Origin of the sequence: Streptomyces lincolnensis, from assembly GCF_001685355.1 — a bacterium.
Lineage (GTDB): Bacteria > Actinomycetota > Actinomycetes > Streptomycetales > Streptomycetaceae > Streptomyces > Streptomyces lincolnensis.
In genome coordinates, this window is the sequence record NZ_CP016438.1 from 7,437,641 (window position 1) to 7,461,087 (window position 23,447).

At 70.9% G+C, this 23,447-nt stretch carries 17 protein-coding genes; 14 read left to right on the forward strand and 3 right to left on the reverse strand.

The window, feature by feature from the left end; translation table 11 throughout:
• Positions 1–9 precede the first annotated feature (9 nt).
• On the forward strand, positions 10–651 hold the full coding sequence (locus tag SLINC_RS33105) for a hypothetical protein (RefSeq protein WP_079164856.1): 642 nt from the start codon (positions 10–12) through the stop codon (positions 649–651).
• Between the two features lie 418 nt (positions 652–1,069).
• Here SLINC_RS33105 and SLINC_RS33110 read toward each other — a convergent pair whose 3' ends face one another.
• Positions 1,070–1,705, reverse strand: a complete 636-nt coding sequence (locus SLINC_RS33110; RefSeq protein ID WP_067440956.1) for a hypothetical protein — start codon at positions 1,703–1,705, stop codon at positions 1,070–1,072.
• Between the two features lie 282 nt (positions 1,706–1,987).
• Positions 1,988–4,159 carry a RecQ family ATP-dependent DNA helicase gene (locus SLINC_RS33115; RefSeq protein ID WP_067440959.1) on the reverse strand — a complete coding sequence of 724 codons (2,172 nt, stop codon included), beginning with the start codon at positions 4,157–4,159 and terminating at the stop codon, positions 1,988–1,990.
• A 164-nt stretch (positions 4,160–4,323) separates the two neighbouring features.
• Here SLINC_RS33115 and SLINC_RS33120 point away from each other — a divergent pair, with 164 nt between their 5' ends.
• The 7 genes from SLINC_RS33120 (at position 4,324) to SLINC_RS33150 (ending at position 15,605) form a co-directional block, all read left to right on the forward strand.
• Positions 4,324–5,883 (forward strand): DUF4192 domain-containing protein, encoded by a 1,560-nt coding sequence (locus tag SLINC_RS33120; protein WP_067440962.1) that lies wholly within the window; start codon positions 4,324–4,326, stop codon positions 5,881–5,883.
• Between the two features lie 896 nt (positions 5,884–6,779).
• Positions 6,780–8,696, forward strand: coding sequence for a glycogen debranching N-terminal domain-containing protein (locus tag SLINC_RS33125; protein WP_182449319.1), 1,917 nt, complete (start codon positions 6,780–6,782; stop codon positions 8,694–8,696).
• A 130-nt stretch (positions 8,697–8,826) separates the two neighbouring features.
• Positions 8,827–9,585, forward strand: coding sequence for an NUDIX hydrolase (locus SLINC_RS33130; protein ID WP_067440968.1), 759 nt, complete (start codon positions 8,827–8,829; stop codon positions 9,583–9,585).
• A gap of 144 nt (positions 9,586–9,729) precedes the next feature.
• Positions 9,730–11,601 (forward strand): ATP-binding cassette domain-containing protein, encoded by a 1,872-nt coding sequence (locus SLINC_RS33135; protein WP_067440971.1) that lies wholly within the window; start codon positions 9,730–9,732, stop codon positions 11,599–11,601.
• A gap of 162 nt (positions 11,602–11,763) precedes the next feature.
• The gene (locus tag SLINC_RS33140) at positions 11,764–12,651 is read left to right on the forward strand and encodes a FadR/GntR family transcriptional regulator (protein ID WP_079164857.1); all 888 of its coding nucleotides are present in this window, start codon (positions 11,764–11,766) and stop codon (positions 12,649–12,651) included.
• Between the two features lie 430 nt (positions 12,652–13,081).
• Positions 13,082–14,617 carry an RNA polymerase sigma factor gene (locus SLINC_RS33145; RefSeq protein WP_067445952.1) on the forward strand — a complete coding sequence of 512 codons (1,536 nt, stop codon included), beginning with the start codon at positions 13,082–13,084 and terminating at the stop codon, positions 14,615–14,617.
• Positions 14,618–14,738: 121 nt separating this feature from the next.
• Positions 14,739–15,605, forward strand: coding sequence for a S1 family peptidase (locus SLINC_RS33150; RefSeq protein WP_067440977.1), 867 nt, complete (start codon positions 14,739–14,741; stop codon positions 15,603–15,605).
• A 147-nt stretch (positions 15,606–15,752) separates the two neighbouring features.
• On the opposite strand, the gene SLINC_RS33155 is transcribed toward SLINC_RS33150, so the two are convergent.
• Positions 15,753–15,980 carry a DUF7455 domain-containing protein gene (locus SLINC_RS33155; RefSeq protein WP_067440979.1) on the reverse strand — a complete coding sequence of 76 codons (228 nt, stop codon included), beginning with the start codon at positions 15,978–15,980 and terminating at the stop codon, positions 15,753–15,755.
• A 441-nt stretch (positions 15,981–16,421) separates the two neighbouring features.
• On the opposite strand from SLINC_RS33155, the gene SLINC_RS33160 reads away from it, so the two are divergent.
• From SLINC_RS33160 to SLINC_RS33185, 6 genes are all read left to right on the forward strand, one after another.
• The gene (locus SLINC_RS33160) at positions 16,422–18,545 is read left to right on the forward strand and encodes a DNA gyrase/topoisomerase IV subunit B (RefSeq protein WP_067440983.1); all 2,124 of its coding nucleotides are present in this window, start codon (positions 16,422–16,424) and stop codon (positions 18,543–18,545) included.
• Positions 18,546–18,808: 263 nt separating this feature from the next.
• Entirely contained in the window at positions 18,809–19,333 is a 525-nt protein-coding gene (locus SLINC_RS33165; protein ID WP_067440987.1) for a DUF1453 family protein, read from the forward strand.
• Entirely contained in the window at positions 19,330–20,481 is a 1,152-nt protein-coding gene (locus SLINC_RS33170; protein WP_067440990.1) for a sensor histidine kinase, read from the forward strand. The genes SLINC_RS33165 and SLINC_RS33170 overlap by 4 nt, the downstream gene beginning before the upstream one ends.
• Positions 20,478–21,161, forward strand: a complete 684-nt coding sequence (locus SLINC_RS33175) for a response regulator transcription factor (RefSeq protein WP_067440992.1) — start codon at positions 20,478–20,480, stop codon at positions 21,159–21,161. Before SLINC_RS33170 ends, SLINC_RS33175 begins: the two co-directional genes overlap by 4 nt.
• Before the next feature lie 69 nt (positions 21,162–21,230).
• Positions 21,231–21,800, forward strand: a complete 570-nt coding sequence (locus tag SLINC_RS33180; protein WP_067440996.1) for a DUF485 domain-containing protein — start codon at positions 21,231–21,233, stop codon at positions 21,798–21,800.
• Complete coding sequence (locus SLINC_RS33185; protein WP_067440999.1) at positions 21,797–23,389, forward strand: solute symporter family protein; 1,593 nt, start codon at positions 21,797–21,799, stop codon at positions 23,387–23,389. Before SLINC_RS33180 ends, SLINC_RS33185 begins: the two co-directional genes overlap by 4 nt.
• Positions 23,390–23,447 lie beyond the last annotated feature (58 nt).

Consider the following 23,447-nt stretch of genomic DNA (forward strand, 5'->3'; position numbering starts at 1 on the left):
TATCAGCTCATGCCTCTCATTCCCGAGGAGCCTCAGATTCACGAGAGTGCCCAGGGTCCCCGCGCCACGCCGGCCACCGGCCGTACCGCGCCGACCCCTCGTCCTGTACCCGGCCCCCGCCCCGCGGCTCACCCGCGCCCCGGTCGTCCCGGCCCGCTGCGGCCGGCGCCGCCGGTGCAACGTACGCCGCACGATGTGGCGGTGGCCACGCCCGGACCGTCGGTTCCGGTCGCCCCTGTCGCCGCCGCTCCGGCCGCCGCGATCCCGCAGATCCAGTTGATCCCGGCCTCGGCCGAGGGTGCGCTGGACGCTGCCGAAGAAGCCGTCGACCTGCTGTTGGACTCGGGGCGTGCCCCCGGTGACGTGCTGGTGATCACCACCGGCGAGCAGCACCCGTGGGCGGCCCACGAACTGTCCTTCGGAGAAGCCTCCTACTGGGCACAGCACGACTTGGGTGACGACGTCTTCTACGCGGATGCCGCAGTGGCCTCCCGTGCTGCGTCCCGCCCCGTGGTCGTGGTCGCCGTCAACGGTGGCCCCGACGCGGCTGCCGCCGACGCCCTGCCGCTGGCTCGTGCCCGGGCCGGCACGCTGCTGATCGTCTGCGGTAATCCGCAGCAGATCAACGCGGTGCTGGGCACGGGTGTCTGACCCGCGTCCGGTACGTCCGGGGGATACCTGGGGGTGACCAGGGTGCCGTTGCGGCGGCACCTGCACGGCGGACACTTCGGCCTGCGCGGATGCGCCCGACCTGGCTGTCCTCTCCGTAAGGGCTGCGGGGCTTTCGTGTGAGCGGAGGCTGGAGTGGAAGCCGGGCGCGCGTTCCAGAGCCGTCAGAGGCATTCTCGCCGTCGCTCGCCGCCGTGGGGCCTCTCCGGGGAACACAGTGCCTCGTCCATGACCTGGAAGAGCTCACCGGCGTACCCACGGCTCCCAGCGGCATCAGGGCGTAGCGCCGCTTCGGGTCGGCGGGCCGTCGTACGGGCGCGGGGTCCTGGACGCGCATCACGGCGAGTGCGGCTCTCGCGCCACGGCAAGGCCCGTGACGCGCGGGCGACTTCGGCCGGCGTCAGCGGGCCGCGGCGCGGCGCAGGACCTCCGAGGCGGCGCCGCCGGTGCGGGGCAGCGGGGGCGGTGCCTCGGACAGGCCGAACGGTTCCGGCGTGGAATCCGTGTTGGGGCGACGGCCGCCGCGGCCCTCGCCGAGGACCTGCCAGCCGTCGCGGGTCAGGGTGATGTAGGCCCCGCAGCGCAGTCCATGCAGAGTGCAGGCGTCACGCAGCCCCCACATCCACGCACCGTCCTCCTCGGTCCAACGCGCGTCCCCGTCACGGCAGTAGAGCAGTACGGCGGTGCGCACCGGCGTGCGGCGCCGCAGATCGTGCGGGATCACCCGGCGCAGCTGGGCGAGCAGCACGTTGCGGAACATCCAGCCGTCGGCCGGGGCCGGGCGGCGGGTGAACGACGCGCTCGCCCGCAGCCTCTCGTCGGGGTCGAGGACCGCGACGATCGCGGTCGCCGGCTTGGGGCGATGCCGCGTGTGCAGTCCGCTGACGACCTCGCGAGGGTTGCGCAGCAGAGGAATTCCGGCGGCGGCCCACTCCGCAGGTTCGAGCATACGGGCCAGAGGGTTGGCGGATGCGGCGGAGAGGTCGGCGGATGACGACGTCGACGCCACAGAGGACGGAGCGAATCCGAAGGTCACGGTCCTCCCTTCGGCTACGCGCCCACACTGCGGGCGGGGTCTGATTCGGGGGAGCGCGCACCGCAGCAGAGCCCTACCGGACCGCAGGCGAGCCGTGCGGGGAGCGGACCCCAATTCTTCCTGTCGAACTTGGTTGCGGCAACGAGCAATTGGGCCCAGCGAGCCTTATCGGCTGGTTTGCTGCTTATATCCCTACCCGGTAGGTCGACATGCGACGCATGGGACGTTCGAGCGCGGCACGCTCGTGCGCAGAAACCCGGGTCGTCCTCGCGTGGTGCCGACTCAGCCCCGAACCGCGAGGACCAGCGGCAACACCCCCTGCGCGCCGGACCTCAGAAGGAGCCGGGCGGCCACGGCGAGGGTCCAGCCGGTCTCGGTCATGTCGTCGACGAGCAGTACCGGGCCGTCCGCGGCCTTGATGGCGGCCTGGAGCGGGGGTGGGACGGTGATGGCCCCGTTCAGGGCGCGGAGGCGTTGCGCGCTGTTGGAACGGGGCAGGGACAGATCCGCCAGGTCGTCCGTGTACGCCAGGGACCCCAGCAGTGGGAGGCGGCCGATCGTGGAGATCTTGGAGGCGAGTGACTGGATCAGTTGCGGCCTGGTGCGCGAGGCCATGGTCACCACCCCGGCCGGACGTGGCGGTGCGTCCGGCCGGCCCGAGGCCCAGCCGTCCGGCCCCTTGGCCCAGTCGGCCAGTACGGTGACGACCGCGGCGACCACATCATCGGGTGCCGGGCCGTCCGGCGCCCGGGGCGCGAGCAGCGGGCGGAGCCGGTTGCCCCAGCCGATGTCGGATAGCCTGCCCAGTGCCCGGCCCTGAGTGGCCTGCTCGCCGGGCGGGATACGGCCCTTGAGGTTGACACCGATGGCCGGGAGACCGGTCGGCCACATCTTGCGGGTTTCCACGACGACACCGGCACGGGCCAGCGAGCCGCCCGCGGTGTCCAGGGCCGCCGGGGAGACGTCGGCCGTGAAACGAGGGCCGGCGCAGTTGTCGCAGCGACCGCAGGAAGCGGCCTCCTCGTCGTCCAGTTGCCGCCGCAGGAACTCCATGCGGCAGCCGGTCGTCGTGGCGTAGTCGCGCATGGCCTGCTGCTCGGTGGCGCGCTGTTTGGCGACCCAGGCGTAGCGCTCGGTGTCGTACGACCACGGAGCGCCGGTGGCGATCCAGCCCCCCTTGACGCGGTGGACGGCGCCGTCCACGTCCAGGACCTTGAGCATGATCTCCAGTCGGGTGCGGTTCAGCTCCACGAGTGGTTCCAGGGCGGGCAGGGACAGCGGCCGCTCCGCGCGCGCGAGGACGTCCAGGGTGCGGCGGACGGCCTCCTCGGGCGGGAACGCCACGGAGGCGAAGTAGGACCAGATCGCCTCGTCCTCGCGGCCCGGCAGGAGCAGTACCTCGGCGTGCTCCACACCGCGCCCCGCGCGCCCGACCTGCTGGTAGTAGGCGATGGGGGAGGAGGGCGAGCCGAGATGGACGACGAAGCCCAGGTCCGGCTTGTCGAACCCCATGCCGAGCGCGGACGTGGCGACCAGCGCCTTGACCTTGTTGGCGAGCAACGCTTCCTCGGCCTGCTGACGCTCGGCGTTCTCCGTCTTCCCCGTGTACGAGGAGACGGTGTGCCCGCACTGCCGCAGGAAGGCGGTGACCTCTTCGGCGGCGGCCACGGTGAGGGTGTAGATGATCCCGGAGCCCGGCAGATCTCCCAGGTGATCGGCGAGCCACGCCAACCGGTGGGCGGCGTCGGGCAGTTGAAGTACGCCCAGACTCAGGCTCTCGCGGTCCAACGGCCCGCGCAGGACCAGCGCGTCCGAGCCGGTCCCCGTGCCCAGCTGCTCGGCCACGTCCGCGGTGACCCGTGCGTTGGCGGTTGCGGTGGTGGCGAGCACAGGGACGCCCGACGGAAGGTCGGTGAGCATGGTGCGCAGTCGCCGGTAGTCGGGACGGAAGTCATGGCCCCAGTCGGAGATGCAGTGGGCCTCGTCGACGACGAGGAGACCGGTGGCGGCGGACAGTTCCGGCAGGACGTTGTCGCGGAAGTCCGGGTTGTTGAGCCGCTCCGGACTGACCAGCAGGACGTCTACCGTGCCCGCGGCGACCTCGGCCCGGACGGTGTCCCACTCCTCCGTGTTCGAGGAGTTGATGGTTCTGGCGCGGATACCGGCGCGGGCGGCGGCCTCGACCTGGTTGCGCATGAGCGCGAGCAGGGGAGAGACGATCACGGTCGGTCCCGCGCCGCGCTCACGCAGCAGGGCGGTCGCCACGAAGTACACCGCGGACTTGCCCCAGCCCGTGCGCTGCACGACCAGGGCCCGGCGCTTGTCGGCGACCAGCGCCTCGATCGCCCGCCACTGGTCCTCGCGCAGCCGGGCGGAGCCGGTGTCGTCCCCGACGAGCCGGGCGAGGACCGTATCGGCCGCCGCTCGCAATTCCGCGTTGCTCGTGTGCGTCATGCGTCCCATACAACAGGACGCCACTGACAGACGGGCCGGGCGGCCGTCCGAAGAGGTCCGGGCAGCGGGCTGCCGCCTACGCCGCAGCCCAGGGTTGATGTGTCCCTGGTGAGACTTATCCACAGGGGCAAGCGGAGTTTTGCGATCCGCGAGATCGTCTGCGCATGACGAACCACAGCGAAACGACTGGATCAGCCGGGAACGATGACATCGGCGGATGTGAGGGATATCGGACGCGCGGACAGAGCGACCCGGGCAGCGAGCGCTCCCAGGACGCCGAGCACGCCGAGCACGCCGAACATGTCGAGTGCGTCACGTACGACACACACGGAAGCGACCATCAGGTCACCCTGCGAACCCCCGCCGAACTGGCCGATGCCCTGCCCTATCTGCTCGGATACCGCCCGGAGGACAGCATCGTCCTGGTCGCCCTGCACGACCGGGGCGGACGGGGCCGGTTCGGAGGGCGGGCCCGACTCGGCATTCCCACGAACGAGGACGACTGGGAGTCGGCCGCCCGGCAACTGGCGCACGGCCTGATCACGGGCAGCGAGCGCAGGGGCGCCAAGCCCGAGCAGATGGTCGCCTATCTCTGTCAGGAACCGGCGAAGGGCGAGTCGGGACAACAGGTCATGCAGCGGCTGACCCGCCTCGCAGGGTTGCTGCGTACGGAGTGCGGTCGGCTCGACGTGCCGGTGATCGAGGCGCTGTGCATTTCCGGCGGACGCTTCTGGTCGTACTGCTGCCCGAGCGAGGGATGCTGCCCCGTCGAGGGGATTCCGATGGGCCTGCCCGGCACGTCGGTACTGGCCGCCGCGGCGACATACGCCGGGCTTCAGGTGCGCGGCACGCTGCGCGAGTTGCGGGCCCGACTGCTGCCCTGGGAGACCGCCGCGGTGCTGGACCAGGAGATCGTCCTGGACGCGACCAGCATGGTGCAGGTTCCCAGGATGTTCGACGAAGCCGACCGTGTGGCCGTGGCGGAGGAGACGGTCGCACTCGCCGAGCGGGTCATGAAGCGGTTCGCCGAGGCCCCACCCGTATCCGGAGCCCTCCAGGCGGACCTGCGCGACGACGCGCTCCTCGGACACGAAGAAGCGGCCACGCTGATCCTCGGTCTCCAGGACCGTACGACCCGTGACCGCGCGGCCGAGTGGATGGAGGGTGAGGAGGCCGGTCCGGCTCTGCGGCTCTGGCGGGCCCTGGCCCGCCGCTGCGTCGGTCCGTACGGCGAGCATGCCGCGGCGCCGCTCACCCTCGCCGGCTGGGTCGCCTGGTCCACCGGTGACGACATCGAGGCCAGGGAAGCCCTGGCCATGGCCCTGGGCGCCGACCACGGGTATCTCTTCGCCCGTCTCCTGCACCAGGCCTGCAACGAAGGGCTGGACCCGGAGTCCATCCGCCGCTGCCTGCGCACGGAACGCGAGGCGCGGACGGCCCGTGCCCGCGAGGCCGCCGGGGAGTCAACCGCCCCGGAAGTCGAAGAACCGGCACACCCCGAGGTGCCCTCCGGGCGACCGCAGGCGCGTACCCGACGTCGCCGAAGGGACGGAGCGAGCAGTGCCACGCGCCCCAGTACCGCGAAGTCGGGGTCGACGCGTCCCCGGCCGTCGGGGAGCCAGGGCACTGAGCCACGATCGCCGGGGAAGCTCGACACGCGTCGGCGCAGCGCCTGCTCCCAAGAAGTGCGGTCGCCGGACGAGGCCTGCGAGGAACAGCCGTGAGTGACTTTCCTGAGCGCCCACTCCGCAGCGTCGGGAGCCGACAGCGGGCGTCGTGTGCGGACGCCCTCCTCCAGCCACCGGAACGGGGCGAGCAGCCCTGAAGGGAGTGCGGGACATGGCGAGGATCGGTTGGACAGTCACCCTCTGGGCATGTGGCCTGGCCAGGTACGTTCGGAGCGCCCTCAGCCGACTGCTGGGAGCGCACTCTCCGCCATGCCGCCATTCGGTCGGCTTCCGCTGCGATGGGCGTGACCCCGCAGTGGTCCGTCCCGTTCACCTGAGTGGCGGAACGCCTGGACGGGCCGTACCGCCGTACCGCCCTTGTCCCTCAGGAGCCCCGCACCCGGCGTCGCACACGCCCGAGGCGCACAGCGCGCAGAGGAAGCCGCCCCTTGCATCAGCCGACTCCGCCCTCCGCCGCCGACGACGACCGTCCGGTTCTCGGCACGGCCACCTCGCCCTGGAGAGGAGGCGCCAACCCGCCGCGGGAAGGACCCCTCCGCTTACCTCAAGCTCAGGCCGAGCCGCTCAGGAGCCCGGGCGAGCCGACTCCCGAGGCGGATACGCCACTCACCGATCGGTACCAGCTGTCCGCCGGGGAGAGCCGACGCTCGTCCCCATGGGAGAGGACCGCCCGACGCCCGCCCCTCCCCGCCGAGCAGAGCCCATCATCCTCGCCGCCCACCGGTCAGCGCCCCTCCTCGCCTCCTACGGAGCAAAGTCGGCCCTCCCCTTCGGGCCGGTCCTACCCGGACGCGACCCCGGCGGCCCAGGGCCCGGCCGCGTCGGCATCGACGGCGCGTCGCCCCGTACCGACAGCCCCACAAGGACGTCAGGCTGCCCCTTTCCCGGCTCCTCGGGGACCTGCCGACCTGCCTCCCGCCCACACCGCGCTCATCTGCGTCGCGCTCCCCGGCCTCGCCATCTCCACGGACCAGGGGCAGTTGACCGGCCGTGGTCTGGAGGGCTTCTACCGCGCGGGCCGACGTGTGCTCTCGCGCTGCCAGGTCCGGGTCGCCGGGCGCGAACCTCTCGCGGTCCAGGCTCGCAGGACCGCGGCGGACCGGGCACGCTTCGTGGGAACGGTGCGTGCCTCCCCCGGCAACGGTCCGGACCCGGACGTCATGGTCGAGCGCACTCGCCACGCGGACGGCACGGAACGCATCACGCTGCACAGCGCGGCCCTCCGCCCGTTGCGCCTGCCGGTGGAGGTCGCCCTCGGTACCGACCTGGCCGATCTGGGCGCCATCGCGGCCGGCCGCGCGGGCCCCGAGCTGCCTGCCAGCGTCCATGATTCGGGCCTGCGGTGGTCCTCGGCCGGCGGGAGCACGTCGGTCACGGCCGACCCGCCGCCCACGGACGCACTGGCCTCGGCGGGGCTGCTGCGCTGGGAGTTCGACCTGCCCCCGGGTGGCACGGCCAGTGTGGAACTGCGGGTGCAGGTGGACGGAGCGGGACCGGTCAGGGCGGCGGGGCGTGCGGCCACGAGTCCGCTGGCCCCGGCGCGGGCGACGGGCGACCATCCTGGCGTCCGCAGGTTCCTGCACACGAGCGTCGAGGACCTGCACTCCCTGTTGCTGCGCGATCCGGCGTATCCGGCCGACACCCATCTCGCGGCGGGAGTGCCCTGGCGCTGTGGCATGGCGCCGGCCGACGCGCTCACCGCCGCCCGGATGACCCTGCCCTTGGGCACGCGCCTCGCGGCGGGCACGTTGCGCACTCTGGCCCGGACGCAACTCCAGGGCACCGGGCCGCAGTCGGGCATGATCCCCGGCCCACGGCGGGACGCCGGACCGCATCTGCCGCCCAGTTGTACGGGCACGGAGGCGACCCTGCTGTTTCCCACGCTGCTCGCGGAGGCCCGCCGATGGGGCCTTTCACGGCAGGAGACGGAGGAGCTGCTGCCCACCGCCGAGCGCTGTCTGGCCTGGCTGCGGACGACGGTGGCCGACGGGACGTATCTGTGCGATCCGCATCCCGGCGGCCCGGTCCGCTGCGAGACACAGGCCCATGCCCATCGCGCGGCGCTGCTGGGTGCCGACCTGCTCGACGCGTACGGCAGGAAGGGAGGCGCGGAGCTGCGGCAGTGGGCCCAGCAGTTGCGGACCGCGTTCCGCGAGGACTTCTGGGTCGAGGACCGCGGCGGCGGCCGGCCGGCAGCGGCCCGTGCCCCGGACGGCCGCCGGATGCCGCAGCTCGGTGCCGCGGCCGCCCACCTGCTCGACACCGGCCTGCTCGGCGGTGGCGACCTCGCCCCGGGGCTGCTCGACAGGGTGCAGACCGAACAACTCGCCCGACTGCTGGGCAGCCCTGCTCTGGACTCCGGGTGGGGTGTGCGCGGGCTGGGCGTGAAGGAGGCGGGCTACAACCCGTTCGGCCACCGCGCCGGCGCCGTCCGGGTCCAGGAGACGGCGGTCGCCGTGGCGGGGCTGGCCGCGGCCGGCTACGAGAAGGAGGTCGGCTCGCTGCTGCGGGGTGTCCTGGCGGCCGCCGAGGCTTTCGGCCACCGGCTGCCGGAGATGTACGCGGGGGAGCAGCGCACCGACGGGAGTGCTCCCTCTCCGCACCCGGCTGCCTGTCACCCCTCGGCGACGGCGGCCGCCGCCGGGGTGCTGCTGCTGACCACCCTCGCGGGCCTGCGCCCCGACGCCCCCGCGGGTACGGTCACGCTGCGCCCGGTGCGCAGCGCACCGCTCGGCGAGATCGTCCTGACCGGGCTGTGGGTCGGGGGCGCCCCCTTCTCGGTGCGGGTCAGCCGGCTCGGCCTGGCCATGGTCGAGGAAGCGGCGGACGGACTCCAGCTGAGGTCGTGACCTGGTGTGACGCGGCGTCGGACGACGACCGGGGCACGTCCTGGACGTGTGGACCGTCCGCACTGGGACGACCTCTGACGCGGTGGACGAAGGGACTGTTTATCGTCAAGCAGACGACTATGATCGCCGCATGCCCTACGACCCGTCAGCCTTTCCGCCCTTCGCCGTCACCGTGGACCTGGTCGTGCTGACCGTGCGTCGCCATTCCCTGTGCGCGCTGGCGGTGCGCAGGGGTGAACCGCCGTTCCAGGGTCGATGGGCGCTTCCCGGCGGATTCGTACGGGCCGACGAGGATCTGGCGCAGGCGGCGGCGCGTGAGTTGGCGGAGGAGACCGGGCTGCGCGCCCACGACCCGTCCGTCCCCGCCCAGGACAACGGTGCCCATCTGGAACAGCTCGCGACCTACGGCGATCCCAAGCGCGACCCGCGGATGCGTGTCGTCAGCGTCGCGCACCTCGCCCTCGCCCCCGACCTGCCCGCTCCCCGGGCGGGCGGCGACGCCAGCAATGTGCGCTGGGCGCCCGTGGAGGAACTGTTGCAGCAGGGCGGCTACGGCCGTGACGGCGAACCCGTCGCCCCGCTCGCCTTCGACCACGCCCAGATCCTGGCGGACGGCGTGGAACGCGCCCGTTCCAAGATCGAGTACTCGTCCCTGGCCACCGCGTTCTGCCCGCCGGAGTTCACCGTCGGAGAGCTGCGCCGCGTCTACGAGGCGGTCTGGGGCGTCGCTCTGGACCCGCGCAACTTCCACCGCAAGGTGACGGGCACACCGGGCTTTCTGGTCCCCACCGGCGGTACGACCACTCGCCAGGGCGGCCGCCCGGCCCAGCTGTTCCGCGCGGGCGGCGCCACCTTGCTCAACCCTCCGATGCTGCGCCCTGAAGTGTGAACCGAGGCTGAAGGCCTGCCGGAACCGGCCGTGGGCCGACCCCTGTTCCGAACGGCGAACAGAGGTCCGAAGTGGTTCTCGCCGCCTCTGGAGCGGGCCGTGCGATGCCCGGAAAAACGGACATAGCGCGCTATCTTGCTACGGGTGATCCAGGCCTTCGGACTGACCAGCAACTCCCGCAAAGGCGTTCCGCCCGCGGTCGACGACCTCTCCTTCGAAGCGCGCGCAGGCCGTGTCACCGCACTCCTGGGAGCGCAGGGCGCGGGTAAGACGACGGCGCTCAGGTTGATGCTCGAACTGCAACAGGGCCGTGGCGTCACCTACTTCAGAGGTCGGCCCCTGCACCGCATCGCCCACCCCTCACGCGAAGTCGGTGTCCTCCTGGGGGATGTGCCGGGCCATCCCGCCCGTACGGTCCGCGGTCATCTCCGCATGCTCTGTGCCGCAGCGGGAGTCCCGGTCCGGCGGGCCGACGAGGTTCTGGAGGTGGTCGGCCTCGTCAGCCTGCGCGACGAGCGGCTCGGCACCCTCTCGCGCGGCATGGACCGGCGCCTCGGTCTGGCCTGCGCGTTGCTCTCCGACCCGCACACGCTCGTGCTCGACGATCCCGCCGACGAGCTGTCCACACGAGAGTGCCACTGGCTGCACGGCATGCTGCGGGCTCATGCGAGCCAGGGTGGGACGGTCCTGTTCACCACGGCCGATCCCAAGGAGGCCGCACGTGCCGCCGACCGCGTCGTCACCTTGGAGAAGGGTGCGCTGGTCGCGGACCAGGACGTCGCGGACTTCGCCCGGACCAGACTGCGGCCCCGTGTGGCCGTCCGCACCCCTCACGCGGCCCGTCTCGCGGCTCTGCTGGCCAAGGAGGCCCGCGCCTCTCAGCGCTCCGTCGAGGTCGTACGGGAGGGCGGCAACCGCCTGTCCGTGTACGGCAGTACATGTGCCGACGTCGGCGAGACCGCCTTCCGGTACGGCGTCCTCGTCCACCAACTCGCCGACGAGATCGGGGACATGGGTCCGGGAGCGGGAGAGCCTCCCTCGGAGGCTCCAGGCGGGCCCGGCGGGGCACGGGCGGACGCGGGCCCGACGGAACCCACGGGGTCTTCCGTGAGGGGTGCATCCGGTCAGCCCGGCGACAGGGGCGAGGGGGAGCACCAGCCCCGAGTCGTTGCGGGCTCCGCCGACGCTCTCAGGACGGCGGATCCGCTGTCCCCCCTGCCGCCCCCGATCGCCGTCCGCCCGGCGCCCAGCCCGTTGCGTCCGCTGCGCTACGAACTGCGCCGCGCAGCCGGAGTGGGCACCGGGTTCCTCACCGGAGCCGCCGTCCTCGTCACCTCCGCCCTCACCGCCGTACTTCTGGCCCGCGTCGGGCACACCCCACAGCCGCGTCTGCTGGCCGCATGGCCGCGGGAGATGCCGCTGCCACCGGCCGCCCTCGGCGCTGGGCTGCTCGGGGCGCTCGCCTTCGGTGATGAGTTCCGCCACCCCGCCCTGGCCGCGGATCGCGGCACGGTGCCCCGCCGGCTGGGGCTGCTCGCCGCCAAACTCGTCGTCACCGCTGCCACCGCCCTGCTGCTGGCCTTCCTCACCGTGGGCTGCGATGCCGAAGTGCTCTATCTCGTCTACGGTCGGGAACTCGCCGAGGTTCCCGACGACTGGATGTCGCTGAGCGTGAGTTGGCTCGGGCTCATGGTCGGGTGCGCCTGGGCCGGTGTCCTGGCCGCCGGGGTCTTCCGCTCCACCACGGCCGGACTCGCGGTCGTGGTCGCCGTACCGGTCCTCGTCGTGCCCCTCGTACAAAAGGTCTTGGAGGGGGCGTCCGTGCGGACGGCGGCCGCCGGATTTCCCGCGCGGTTGCGCGAGGTGTTCCTGCTTCAGTGGCCCTTCGGTGGAGAGCGCTATCTGTCGGCCGTGGCACGGGTCGTGGCTCAACCCGTGGGTGGAGCGCTGACGTTGTCACTCATGGCGCTGCTCTGCGCGTATGTGCTCACGACCCTGCGCAGCAGGGTCCGGTGACGACCGTCCGCGGTCTCCGGGTGAACCTTTGCGCACAACTCCGCACGGAAAGCCCATTTCTTTCCGATAAGGCGTCAATTGCGACGGGGTGAGCGATCACCCTTTCGTGTGCTTTTCACCAAAGACCTCAAGGGAGTTGGAGACGGCGCCGACAAAGGATCCGTGAGTACCCTTGCGCACACCATGATGACCGCCGCCCGCTCCGCAGACTCCGGTCTCGCCGGCCCGGGCGAACTCGACCGCTACCCCTACGCGGAGGCCCCCGCCGTGGACCGCCTCGGAGCGCCCTCCTGGGACGTCGCGGACCCGGAGCTGGGCCGCGTGGGCCGGCGCGCCGCCGGCAGTCGCGGACGCGGACTGCACGGCCAACTCGTCCAGCAACTGGGGCAGATGATCGTCTCCGGTGACCTGGGCGCCGACCGCCCGCTGGTCCCCGAGGAGATCGGCCAGCGTTTCGAGGTCTCCCGTACCGTCGTCCGCGAGTCGCTCCGCGTCCTGGAGGCCAAGGGCCTGGTCAGCGCCCGCCCGAACGTCGGCACGCGCGTGCGTCCCGTGAGCGACTGGAACCTTCTCGACCCGGACATCATCGAGTGGCGGGCCTACGGGCCGCAGCGCGACGACCAGCGCCGTGAGCTGAGCGAGCTGCGGTGGACGATCGAGCCGCTCGCGGCGCGCCTCGCCGCCGGGCACGGACGTGAGGACGTGCAGCAGCGGCTCGGCGACATGGTCGAGATCATGGGTCACGCCATGGCGCAGGGTGACGCGCTCACCTTCTCCCGGGCGGACGCCGAGTTCCACTCCCTGCTCATCCAGGTCGCGGGCAACCGGATGCTGGAGCACCTGTCCGGGATCGTTTCGGCCGCCCTTCAGGTCTCCGGTAACCCGGTCACCGGCTGTGACCGCCCGACCGAGACGTCGCTGGCGCACCACGGCCGGATCGCCGACGCCCTCGCCGCCGGTGACGGCGCGGCGGCCGAGATGGCCATGCGCCAGCTGCTCACCGTCCATCCCGAGGTGGAGCGCGTGGTGCCCGCGCCGCGCGAGCACTGACCGCGCCCCATGGGCGGCACGGCCGGGTACGCCTCTTCCCTCCTGTGGCATCGCCCGGCCGGCGAACCGCCTCCCGTCGGACCCCGCGGAATCCTCAGGGATGCTGCGGGGTCCGACGGCGCGACAGGGCCGCGCGACTCGTCGAGATGTCCAGGTCGAGGCTCTTGTCGACACCCTCTGCCCGCGTCTGACCGTTTTTGAGTCCTTACGAGGTGTGACTCGGGCCACGCAGATTGGGCGTAACGCTCGTGGGAACCAAGCGATGACCTAAGAGGTGACAGCCGCGGAGGGAATACGGACGCCGTTCAAGGCGCTGTGCATCTTCCCGGCCCCCGCCCGCACCGTCGGCCCATCCCCACGGCCGGTGGTCGGTTCCTGTCCATCCCGGACGGGGCCGGAAGCCGTTTTCCAACGTTCCGAGAGGTTGTTCGTGTCGGCCAGCACATCCCGTACGCTCCCGCCGGAGATCGCCGAGTCCGTCTCTGTCATGGCGCTCATTGAGCGGGGAAAGGCTGAGGGGCAGATCGCCGGCGATGACGTGCGTCGGGCCTTCGAAGCTGACCAGATTCCGGCCACTCAGTGGAAGAACGTACTGCGCAGCCTCAACCAGATCCTCGAGGAAGAGGGTGTGACGCTGATGGTCAGTGCCGCGGAGCCCAAGCGCACCCGAAAGAGCGTCGCAGCGAAGAGTCCGGCCAAGCGCACCGCCACCAAGACGGTCGCGGCGAAGACGGTGACCACCAAGAAGGCCACCGCCACCGCCACCCCGGCGGCGCCCGCAGCCGAAGCCGCCGTCGACGATGAGGCGCCCGTGAAGAAGGCCGCCGCCAAGAAGACGACGACCGCCAAGAAGACGGCCGCGAAGAAGACCGTCGCCAAGAAGACGGCGGCCAAGAAGACGACCGGCGGCAAGGACGACGCCGAGGTCGCCGAGGACGAGGTCATCGAGGACGTCAAGCCCGGCGAAGAGGAAGAGGAGGGGGCTGAGAACAAGGGCTTCGTCCTCTCCGACGACGACGAGGACGACGCGCCCGCCCAGCAGGTCGCCGTGGCCGGCGCCACCGCCGACCCCGTCAAGGACTACCTCAAGCAGATCGGCAAGGTCCCGCTGCTCAATGCCGAGCAGGAGGTCGAACTCGCCAAGCGCATCGAGGCAGGTCTGTTCGCCGAGGACAAGCTGGCCAACGCCGACAAGCTCGCCCCCAAGCTCAAGCGCGAGCTGGAGATCATCGCCGAGGACGGCCGCCGCGCCAAGAACCACCTCCTGGAGGCCAACCTCCGTCTGGTGGTCTCCCTGGCCAAGCGCTACACCGGCCGCGGCATGCTCTTCCTGGACCTCATCCAGGAGGGCAACCTCGGTCTGATCCGCGCGGTCGAGAAGTTCGACTACACCAAGGGCTACAAGTTCTCCACGTACGCCACCTGGTGGATCCGTCAGGCGATCACCCGCGCCATGGCCGACCAGGCCCGCACCATCCGTATCCCGGTGCACATGGTCGAGGTCATCAACAAGCTCGCGCGCGTGCAGCGTCAGATGCTCCAGGACCTGGGCCGCGAGCCCACTCCGGAGGAGCTGGCCAAGGAACTCGACATGACCCCGGAGAAGGTCATCGAGGTCCAGAAGTACGGCCGAGAGCCGATCTCGCTGCACACCCCCCTGGGTGAGGACGGCGACAGCGAGTTCGGTGACCTCATCGAGGACTCCGAGGCCGTCGTCCCGGCCGACGCGGTCAGCTTCACGCTCCTCCAGGAGCAGCTGCACTCCGTGCTCGACACCCTGTCCGAGCGTGAGGCGGGCGTCGTCTCCATGCGCTTCGGTCTCACCGACGGTCAGCCGAAGACCCTCGACGAGATCGGCAAGGTGTACGGCGTCACGCGCGAGCGCATTCGCCAGATCGAGTCCAAGACCATGTCGAAGCTGCGCCACCCGTCGCGTTCCCAGGTGCTGCGCGACTACCTCGACTAGGTCGCAGTCGTACGACGTCGAAGGCCCGGATCCCGAGTGGGAGCCGGGCCTTCGTGCTGCGGGTGGCCGCGCTCTGGATGACTCTGGGTGTCCGATCAACACCCTGGAGTGAGGAGCGTGCATGCGTTGTCGCATCGCTCGGGCGCTGGCCCGGCCGCTGGTTCTGGTGGCCGCCGCGACCGCCATACCGCTGGTGTCCGCCGCCCCCGCGGCCGCCGACGGCATCATCGTCGGAGGCTATCCGGTCGACGTGTCCGAGAGTCCGTGGACGGTGGCACTGTCCAGCCGTGACCGGTTCGGGGGTACGCGCGCGGGGCAGTTCTGCGGCGGTGTGGCCGTGGGCCGCGAGACCGTGCTCACCGCGGCGCACTGTCTGGGCGAGGAGGCGCTGGGTGCGCCCCCGGACCGCGTCCGCGACCTCAAGGTCATCGCGGGCCGCACGGATCTTCTCTCCGGTGAGGGCCAGGAGATCGCCGTACGCGAGACCTGGGTGAACCCCGACTACGACGGTGTCAGCAACTCCGGGGACTTCGCCGTGCTCACTCTCTCCGAGCCGTTGCCGCAGGGGTCGGCCGTCGCCATGGCAGGCGTCGGCGATCCGGCGTACGAGCCGGGGACGGCCGCCGTGGTGTACGGGTGGGGGGACATCACGGGTGGCGGCGACTACGCGCGCAGTCTGCGGGCCGCCCGCGTGCACGTGCTGGCCGACGCTCTGTGCGAACGGGCGTACCCGGGGAGCTCCGACGGTACCTACCTTCCCGGCACCATGCTGTGCGCCGGGGAGGAGAGCGGAGGCCGAGACGCCTGTCAGGGAGACAGCGGGGGGCCGCTGGTCGCCCGGGGCAAACTGATCGGGCTGGTGTCCTGGGGGAGCGGCTGCGGCCGTCCGGGCAGCCCTGGTGTCTATACGCGCGTGTCCGACGTCGTACGGGCGCTGGGGTGGGGCGATGCGACCCGGGCGCATGCGGGGCCGTCAGGCGGCTCCTGACGGCCTTCCTGGGCGGTTGCCGACGGTCGCCTGGGGCGCAGTCGCCGGACGCCTCCTGACATACGAGCGCGGGCGGAGCCCCTGAGAACAGGGGCTCCGCCCGTCAACCGGCCTGTGCCGGAGCTGGCTCGTCGTGTATCCGAGGTATCAGCGCTCTTCTTCGACGGCGGCGGGAACGGCCGTCAGCCGCTCCGTCTCGTCCTGTATCTCAGCGGCGATCTTCTTGAGTTCCGGCTCGAACTTGCGCCCGTGGTGGGCGCAGAAGAGCAGTTCTCCGCCGCTCACCAGGACGACGCGCAGGTATGCCTGGGCGCCGCAACGGTCGCAGCGATCGCCGGCCGTCAGCGGGCTCGCGGGGGTCAGAACAGTAGTCACGTCGCCTCTTCTCTAGCTCGACGAGCTGTCGTACCAGGGTCAACATCCAACCAGCCCTAAAACGTTCCCGCTCGGGGCTCTTCCTCAAAAAAATCTTTCGAGGCCGGCTGTCTGCTGCCGGTTGGCGGCGAATGTGCCGTATTGCGTGTCTGTGTGTCTTACGGTTTCGCGCTGTCGGTCATAGGTTCGTCCGGCCGGCTGGGTTGCCGGTTGTTCATGAGGACGTGCCCGGAGCCTAAATGGTTCATGCCTGGAAGGGAACGTGATATGTACTTCACTCCATCGAGGGATCGAACATGTATGCGACTCTGGACTACTGTGAGTTCAGACGAGGGTGGCGTTACAACGGCTCTACCAGGCCTCGGTACCCTCTGAGCGGCGACCGAAGCCGCGCCCTTACCCATCAGGGCGCCACCTGAAATTCAGCGAGGAGCGAACCGCGTGACCGCCGAGACGTCCGTGCCGTCCACAGCGCTGCTGGCAGGAGCAGACCGGGACGGTTCCAACTACACCGCGCGGCACCTGCTCGTCCTTGAGGGGCTCGAAGCCGTGCGCAAGCGCCCGGGCATGTACATCGGGTCGACCGACAGTCGCGGCCTGATGCACTGCCTGTGGGAGATCATCGACAACTCCGTCGACGAGGCCCTGGGCGGATATGGCGACCACATCGAGGTGATCCTGCACGACGACGCCTCGGTCGAGGTCCGCGACAACGGCCGCGGCATCCCGGTCGACGTCGAGCCCAAGACCGGCCTCTCCGGCGTCGAGGTCGTCATGACCAAGCTGCACGCCGGCGGTAAGTTCGGCGGCGGCTCGTACGCGGCCTCCGGCGGTCTGCACGGCGTGGGCGCCTCTGTGGTCAACGCCCTGTCGGCCCGGCTGGACATCGAGGTGGACCGCAACGGCCACACGCACGCGATCAGCTTCCGGCGCGGTGTGCCGGGCGCCTTCGCGGGGAACGGGTCCGACGCCAAGTTCGAGGCCGCCAGCGGTCTGCGCAAGGCCAAGAAGATCCCCAAGACCCGCACCGGCACCCGCGTGCGGTACTGGGCCGACCGCCAGATCTTCCTCAAGGACGCCAAGCTCTCCTTGGAGAACCTCCACCAGCGTGCCCGCCAGACCGCGTTCCTGGTGCCCGGCCTGACCATCGTCGTCCGCGACGAGTACGGCCTCGGCGAGGGCGGAAGCAAGGGAGAGGAGTCCTTCCGCTTCGACGGCGGCATCAGCGAGTTCTGCGAGTACCTGGCCACCGACAAGCCGGTCAACGACGTCCTCCGCTTCTCCGGCCAGGGATCCTTCAAGGAGACCGTCCCGGTCCTGGACGAGCACGGTCAGATGACCCCCACCCAGGTCACCCGCGAGCTCGACGTCGATGTCGCGATGCGGTGGGGCACGGGCTACGACACGACCCTGAAGTCGTTCGTGAACATCATCGCCACCCCCAAGGGCGGCACGCACGTCGCGGGCTTCGAGACGGCCGTGACCAGCACGCTCAACGAGGTCCTGCGCACCAAGAAGCTGCTACGTGTGGCCGAGGGCGACATCGTCAAGGACGACGCGCTCGAAGGCCTCACCGCGGTCGTCACCGTGCGACTGGCCGAGCCGCAGTTCGAGGGGCAGACCAAGGAGGTCCTCGGTACGTCGGCGGCCCGCCGCATCGTGAACACCGTGATCGCCAAGGAGCTCAAGGCGTACCTCACGTCCACGAAGCGGGACGCGGCAGCCCAGGCCCGAGTGATCCTGGAGAAGGCCGTCGCCGCCGCCCGGACCCGGATCGCCGCCCGCCAGCACAAGGACGCGCAGCGCCGGAAGACGGCCCTGGAGTCCTCGTCGCTGCCCGCCAAGCTCGCCGACTGCCGGAGCGACGATGTCGACCGCAGTGAGCTGTTCATCGTCGAGGGGGACTCCGCGCTCGGCACGGCGAAGCTCGCCCGGAACTCCGAGTTCCAGGCACTGCTGCCGATCCGCGGAAAGATTCTCAACGTCCAGAAGTCGTCCGTCACGGACATGCTGAAGAACGTCGAGTGCGGCGCGATCATCCAGGTCATAGGGGCCGGGTCCGGCCGCACGTTCGACATCGACGCGGCTCGCTACGGCAAGATCATCATGATGACCGACGCCGATGTCGACGGCTCCCACATCCGGTGCCTTCTGCTGACGCTGTTCCAGCGCTACATGCGGCCCATGGTCGAGGCCGGCCGTGTGTTCGCCGCGGTGCCTCCGCTGCACCGCATCGAGCTGGTCCAGCCGAAGAAGGGCCAGGACAAGTACGTGTACACGTACTCGGACCGTGAGCTGCGCGAGAAGCTGATGGAGTTCCAGAGCAAGGGAGTCCGGTACAAGGACTCGATCCAGCGGTACAAGGGTCTGGGCGAGATGGACGCCGACCAGCTGGCCGAGACGACGATGGACCCGCGTCACCGGACTCTGCGCCGGATCAACCTCGCCGACCTGGAGTCCGCCGAGCGGGTCTTCGATCTGCTGATGGGCAACGACGTGGCGCCGCGCAAGGAGTTCATCTCCGGTTCGGCGGCGACGCTGGATCGGTCGCGTATCGACGCGTGACACTGCGCTGGGCCGAGGCCGAGGCCGGGGTTCCTCCCGGCCTCGGCCTCTCCAGTTCTCGTCGTCGGCGGCTGCGGGGCCATGTGCGGCTGCGAGGCCATGTCTGGCGTCTGAGGGTCCACCCACGGGTGGAGACCCTCCTGTGTGCGGGTCCACCCATGATCCACCCCTGCTCCGATCTGCTGACCTGCGAGTTTCCGTAGCGTCGAAGGTGTCGGCGGCATCCGCTGCCGGCAGACCCTTCTTCGCCCTCGGAGGCTGTGATGTCGGGGCTCGTCGATGCGTTGTTGATCGTGGCCGTGGCCGTTGTGGTGATTGCCCGCCAGTTCCGCGCAAGCCGGATCGACACCGGGCGGCGCTGGTGGCTGCTGCCCGTGATCCTGGCTGTGGTGGCACTCCGCGAGCCGGGGCTGGTGGACGCCCGGCACCACGTCGCGTCGGTCACCCTGCTCGCCGCGGAACTGCTGACCGGCCTCGCGGTCGGAGCCGGCTGGGGCTGGACGACCCGGATATGGGCGGAATCCGATGGTGCGGTGTGGAGCAAAGGCACCAGGGCGACCGCGATCGTCTGGGCCGTCGGCATCGGACTGCGGGTCGGTCTCTTCGCGCTCGGGGCGGCGCTCGGCGTCCACCAGGACTCCTCCGCCCTGCTGCTCGCCCTGGCGGCCACGCTGCTGGTCCGCTCGGGGATCCTCGTCCGGCGCGCACAGTCCACGGGCCCTGCCGCCGCACGGCCCCCGGCGTACGGTGACCCCAAGTTCCGGTCCGCGGGGAAGGAACGTGTGTGACGGAGAACGCCTGGACACGATGGCCCTCCCGGGAGGCGCTCGGGCGGGCGGAGACCTCGGGCCCCCGACGCCTGCTCGGCCGGGTGGTGCGGGCAGGGGTGCTCGCCATGCTCTTCTACAGCGCGTTCACCAGCAGTCATGTGCGCGGCTGGGGCATGCTCGGGGTGGCGGCCGGCGTCCTCCTCGCCGTGATCGCCGCGTGGGCCCTCTACCGCACCACCTTCGCGCACCGGCTCTGGCCCTCCCTCGCTCTCTTCGGCGTGATCATGGTGATCGCGGCCACCGCTCAGACGGCCGACTTCCGGCTCGGCGCCCTCCTCCTCTGGTGCGGCTGCGCGGTCACCGCCCTGGAGCGGCTGCCCCTCGCCGCCGCCCTGCCGGTGACCGCGCTCGCCCTCGCGCTGTACGCAGCGGTCAACGACGACGTCTGGCTGACCACCGCGGCCACGGCCATAGGGCTCGCCCTTGCCGGGTACGTCCTACGGCTCGACGCCGAGGCCCGCGGCAGCGCCCAGCGGCTGCTCGTCCAGGAGAGGGCCGCGCGGAAGGCCGAGGCGGAGTGGGCGGCCCTCGCGGAACGCGCCCGCATCGCTCGGGAGATCCATGACGTGCTGGCACACAGCCTCTCCGCGCAGCTCGTGCACCTGGAGGCCGCGCGGCTGCTGATAGAGCGGGATGCCGACCGGGACCAGATCCTCGAACGGGTGGTGGCGGCCCGGGGCATGGCCAGTGACGGTCTCGCCGAGACCCGGCAGGCACTGTCGGCGCTGCGTGGGGAACTGACCCCGCTGGAGGACTTCCTGAAGCAGCTGGTCAGCGCGGCCGATGGCGCCGAGGCCACCATTACGGGTGAGCGCAGACCTCTGTCGGTGGAGGCGTCGCAGGCGGTGCGGAGGGTCGCACAGGAAGCTCTGACCAACGTCCGCAAGCACGCGCCCGGGGCCAAGGTGCGGGTGCTGCTGGAGTACGGCGAGAGCCAAGTGAGCCTGGTCGTGCGGGACTCGGGAGGTTCACCGGGCGAACTCGGCGGGTCCGGCGCCGGGTACGGTCTGCTGGGCATGCGGGAGCGTGCGGAGCTGCTGGGCGGCTCGTTGGAGGCCGGGCCGGAGGAGGAGGGGTTCGTGGTGGCGCTGAAGGTGCCCGTATGACGGAAGGGGCGGAGCAGAAGCTCGCTCGGGTGGTGGTGGCGGACGACCAGACCGTGGTCCGCGAGGGCATCGTCATGCTGCTGGGTCTGCTGCCGGGAATCGAGGTCGTGGGATCCGCGGCAGACGGGGACGAGGCCGTGAAGCTCGTCGCCGAACTCGCCCCGGACGTGGTGCTGATGGACCTGCGCATGCCGCGTTGCGACGGAGTGGAGGCGACCCGGCGTATCCGGGCGGAGCATCCCGGGACGCAGGTCGTGGTGCTCACGACCTTCGCGGACGACGAGTCGTTGTTCCCGGCGTTGAGAGCGGGGGCCCGGGGCTATCTCACCAAGGACGCGAGCGGCGAGGAGATCGTGCGGGCGGTCCGGAGCGTGCTGTCGGGGGACGCGGGGCTGTCGCCGAGCATCCAACGGCGCTTGTTGGAGCGTCTGTCGGACGACGAGCCGCAGCCCGCGGCGCCCGACGAGGCGCCGGACGGGCTGACCGCGCGGGAGATCGAGGTGCTGGTGCTGATCGCCGAAGGGCTCAGCAACCAGGAGATCGCTCGCGAGCTGCATGTCTCCACCGCGACCGTGAAGACCCACATCAACAATCTGTTCGCGAAGACGGGACTCAAGGACCGGGCTCAGGCTGTGCGTTACGCATACGCGAAGGGCCTGGTGCGGCCGCCCACGGGCTGAGTCACCTGATGGGGTGAAGAGCACGGAGAAGAAGAGTCGGGGATCTTCCCGTTCTGTCCATCCTTGGGCATGCAGTCAAGCAACGGTCGCCCGCGCGGTGGCGGGGGTGGGGTCGAGCGTTCGTTCGGCAACCACGACGGTCAGGATCCGCCCTTCGCCGACGCGGTCGGAAACACCGGGAACGTGCGCTACGACGATCCCTGGTACGACGCGCTCGCCTCCGGCTGGGGCGAGTCGGACGGCGTGGCCGAGAGCGGGCCCGAGAGTCTGTCGGCACGCCAGGAGCGGGAGTCTCCGGCCGCGGCCGCCGCCGACGTGTACCTGGAGGTGCAGCGCAGCGCCGCGTTCCAGGAGGTGCGCAGCCGGTACCGAAGGTTCGTGATCCCTGCGGGCATCGGGTTCTTCGCCTGGTACCTGGCCTATGTCGTGACCGCCACGACCGCACCCGGTCTGATGGCGCGGCCCGTGGCGGGCGCCGTGAACGTGGCGATGCTGGCGGGCCTCGGACAGTTCCTGACGACCTTCCTGCTCACCTGGGCGTATGCCCGGCACGCGCGGCTGCGCCGGGATCGGGCCGCGCTCGAACTGCGGTGGGACACCCAGGAACTGACGCGTGGCATCCGGGGCGGCACGTCGTGACGGGAAACCATCAGACCCTGGCGTTGATGCTGTTCAGCGCGTTCGTGGCCGTCACGCTGGCCATCACAACGTGGGTGGGCCGGCACCGGCGGGGTTCGGCCGAGGAGTTCTATGCCGGCGGTCGGCTCTTCTCCCCGATGGAGAATGGTTTTGCCATCGCGGGCGACTACATGTCGGCCGCCTCCTTCCTCGGTATCTCCGGCCTCATCGCGCTGTTCGGCTACGACGGGTTGCTGTACTCGGTGGGCTTCCTCGTGGCCTGGCTGGTGGTGCTGTTCCTGGTCGCCGAACTCGTACGCAACTGCGGACGGTTCACGCTCGCCGACGTCGTCGCGGCGCGGATGAGGGAGCGCCCGGTGCGAATCGCGGCGGGAACTTCCTCGGTGGTCGTGTCCGTTCTGTATCTGGTGGCGCAGATGGTGGGGGCGGGCAGCCTGGTCGCGCTGCTGCTGGGAGGCACCAGCGAGGCGGCCCAGTCCTGGACCGTCATCGGGGTCGGTGCGCTCATGGTGATCTATGTGTCGCTGGGAGGGATGCGGGCCACCACCTGGATCCAGATCGTCAAGGCGGTCCTGCTGCTGAGCGGCACCGTCACGCTCACCGTGCTCGTCCTGGTGCGCTTCCACGGCGACTTCGACCAACTGCTGCTCACCGCGGCCGAGCGCAGCGGTCACGGCGAGTCGTTCCTTGCGCCGGGTCTGAAGTACGGCGGGGACTGGACCGCGCGTTTCGACTTCATCAGCCTGGGCCTCGCGCTGGTTCTGGGAACGGCCGGGCTGCCGCACATCCTGTCCCGCTTCTACACGGTTCCCACCGCACGGGCGGCACGGCGTTCGGTCGTCTGGGCGATCGGGCTCATCGGTGGCTTCTACCTGATGACGATCGTCCTCGGGTTCGGCGCGGCGGCCATCGTGGGACCTGACGCCGTACGCGGGTCGAACGCGGCGGGGAACACGGCGGTTCCGCTGCTGGCGCTCGATCTGGGCGGGGGCGCGGACTCCACCGGAGGAACGGTTCTCTTCGCGGTGGTCGCCGCCGTGGCCTTCGCCACGATCCTCGCTGTGGTCGCCGGGATCACGCTCGCCTCCTCGGCGTCCGTGGCCCATGACCTGTACGCCTCGTTGCGCCGTCGGCGTGCCAAGCCGCGCAGCGAGGTGGCGGTGGCGCGCACCGCGGCGGTCGGTATCGGGGTGGTGGCGATCGCCCTGGGCCTCCTGGCCCGGGATCTCAACGTCGCGTTCCTCGTGGGCCTCGCCTTCGCCGTCGCCGCGTCCGCCAATCTGCCGGTGCTGCTCTACTCGCTGTTCTGGCGTGGGTTCACGACACGCGGTGCCGTGTGGTCGGTGTACGGCGGGCTGGTGCCGGCGGTGGTGCTCGTGGCGCTGTCCCCGGTGGTCTCGGGCAGCCCCGAATCGCTGTTTCCCGGGGTCGACTTCCAGTACTTCCCGTTGCAGAACCCCGGGCTCGTGTCGATCCCGCTCGGCTTCGTCGCGGGCTGGCTGGGGACGGTCACCTCGGCGGAACTGCCCGACGAGGCCAAGCACGCGGAGACCGAGGTGCGCTCGCTGACAGGGGCGGGCGCGGTGTGAGGGGCGGCGGCCTCATCGTCGTACGGGACTCGGTGGTGCGGGACGCATGTGGTGGGTG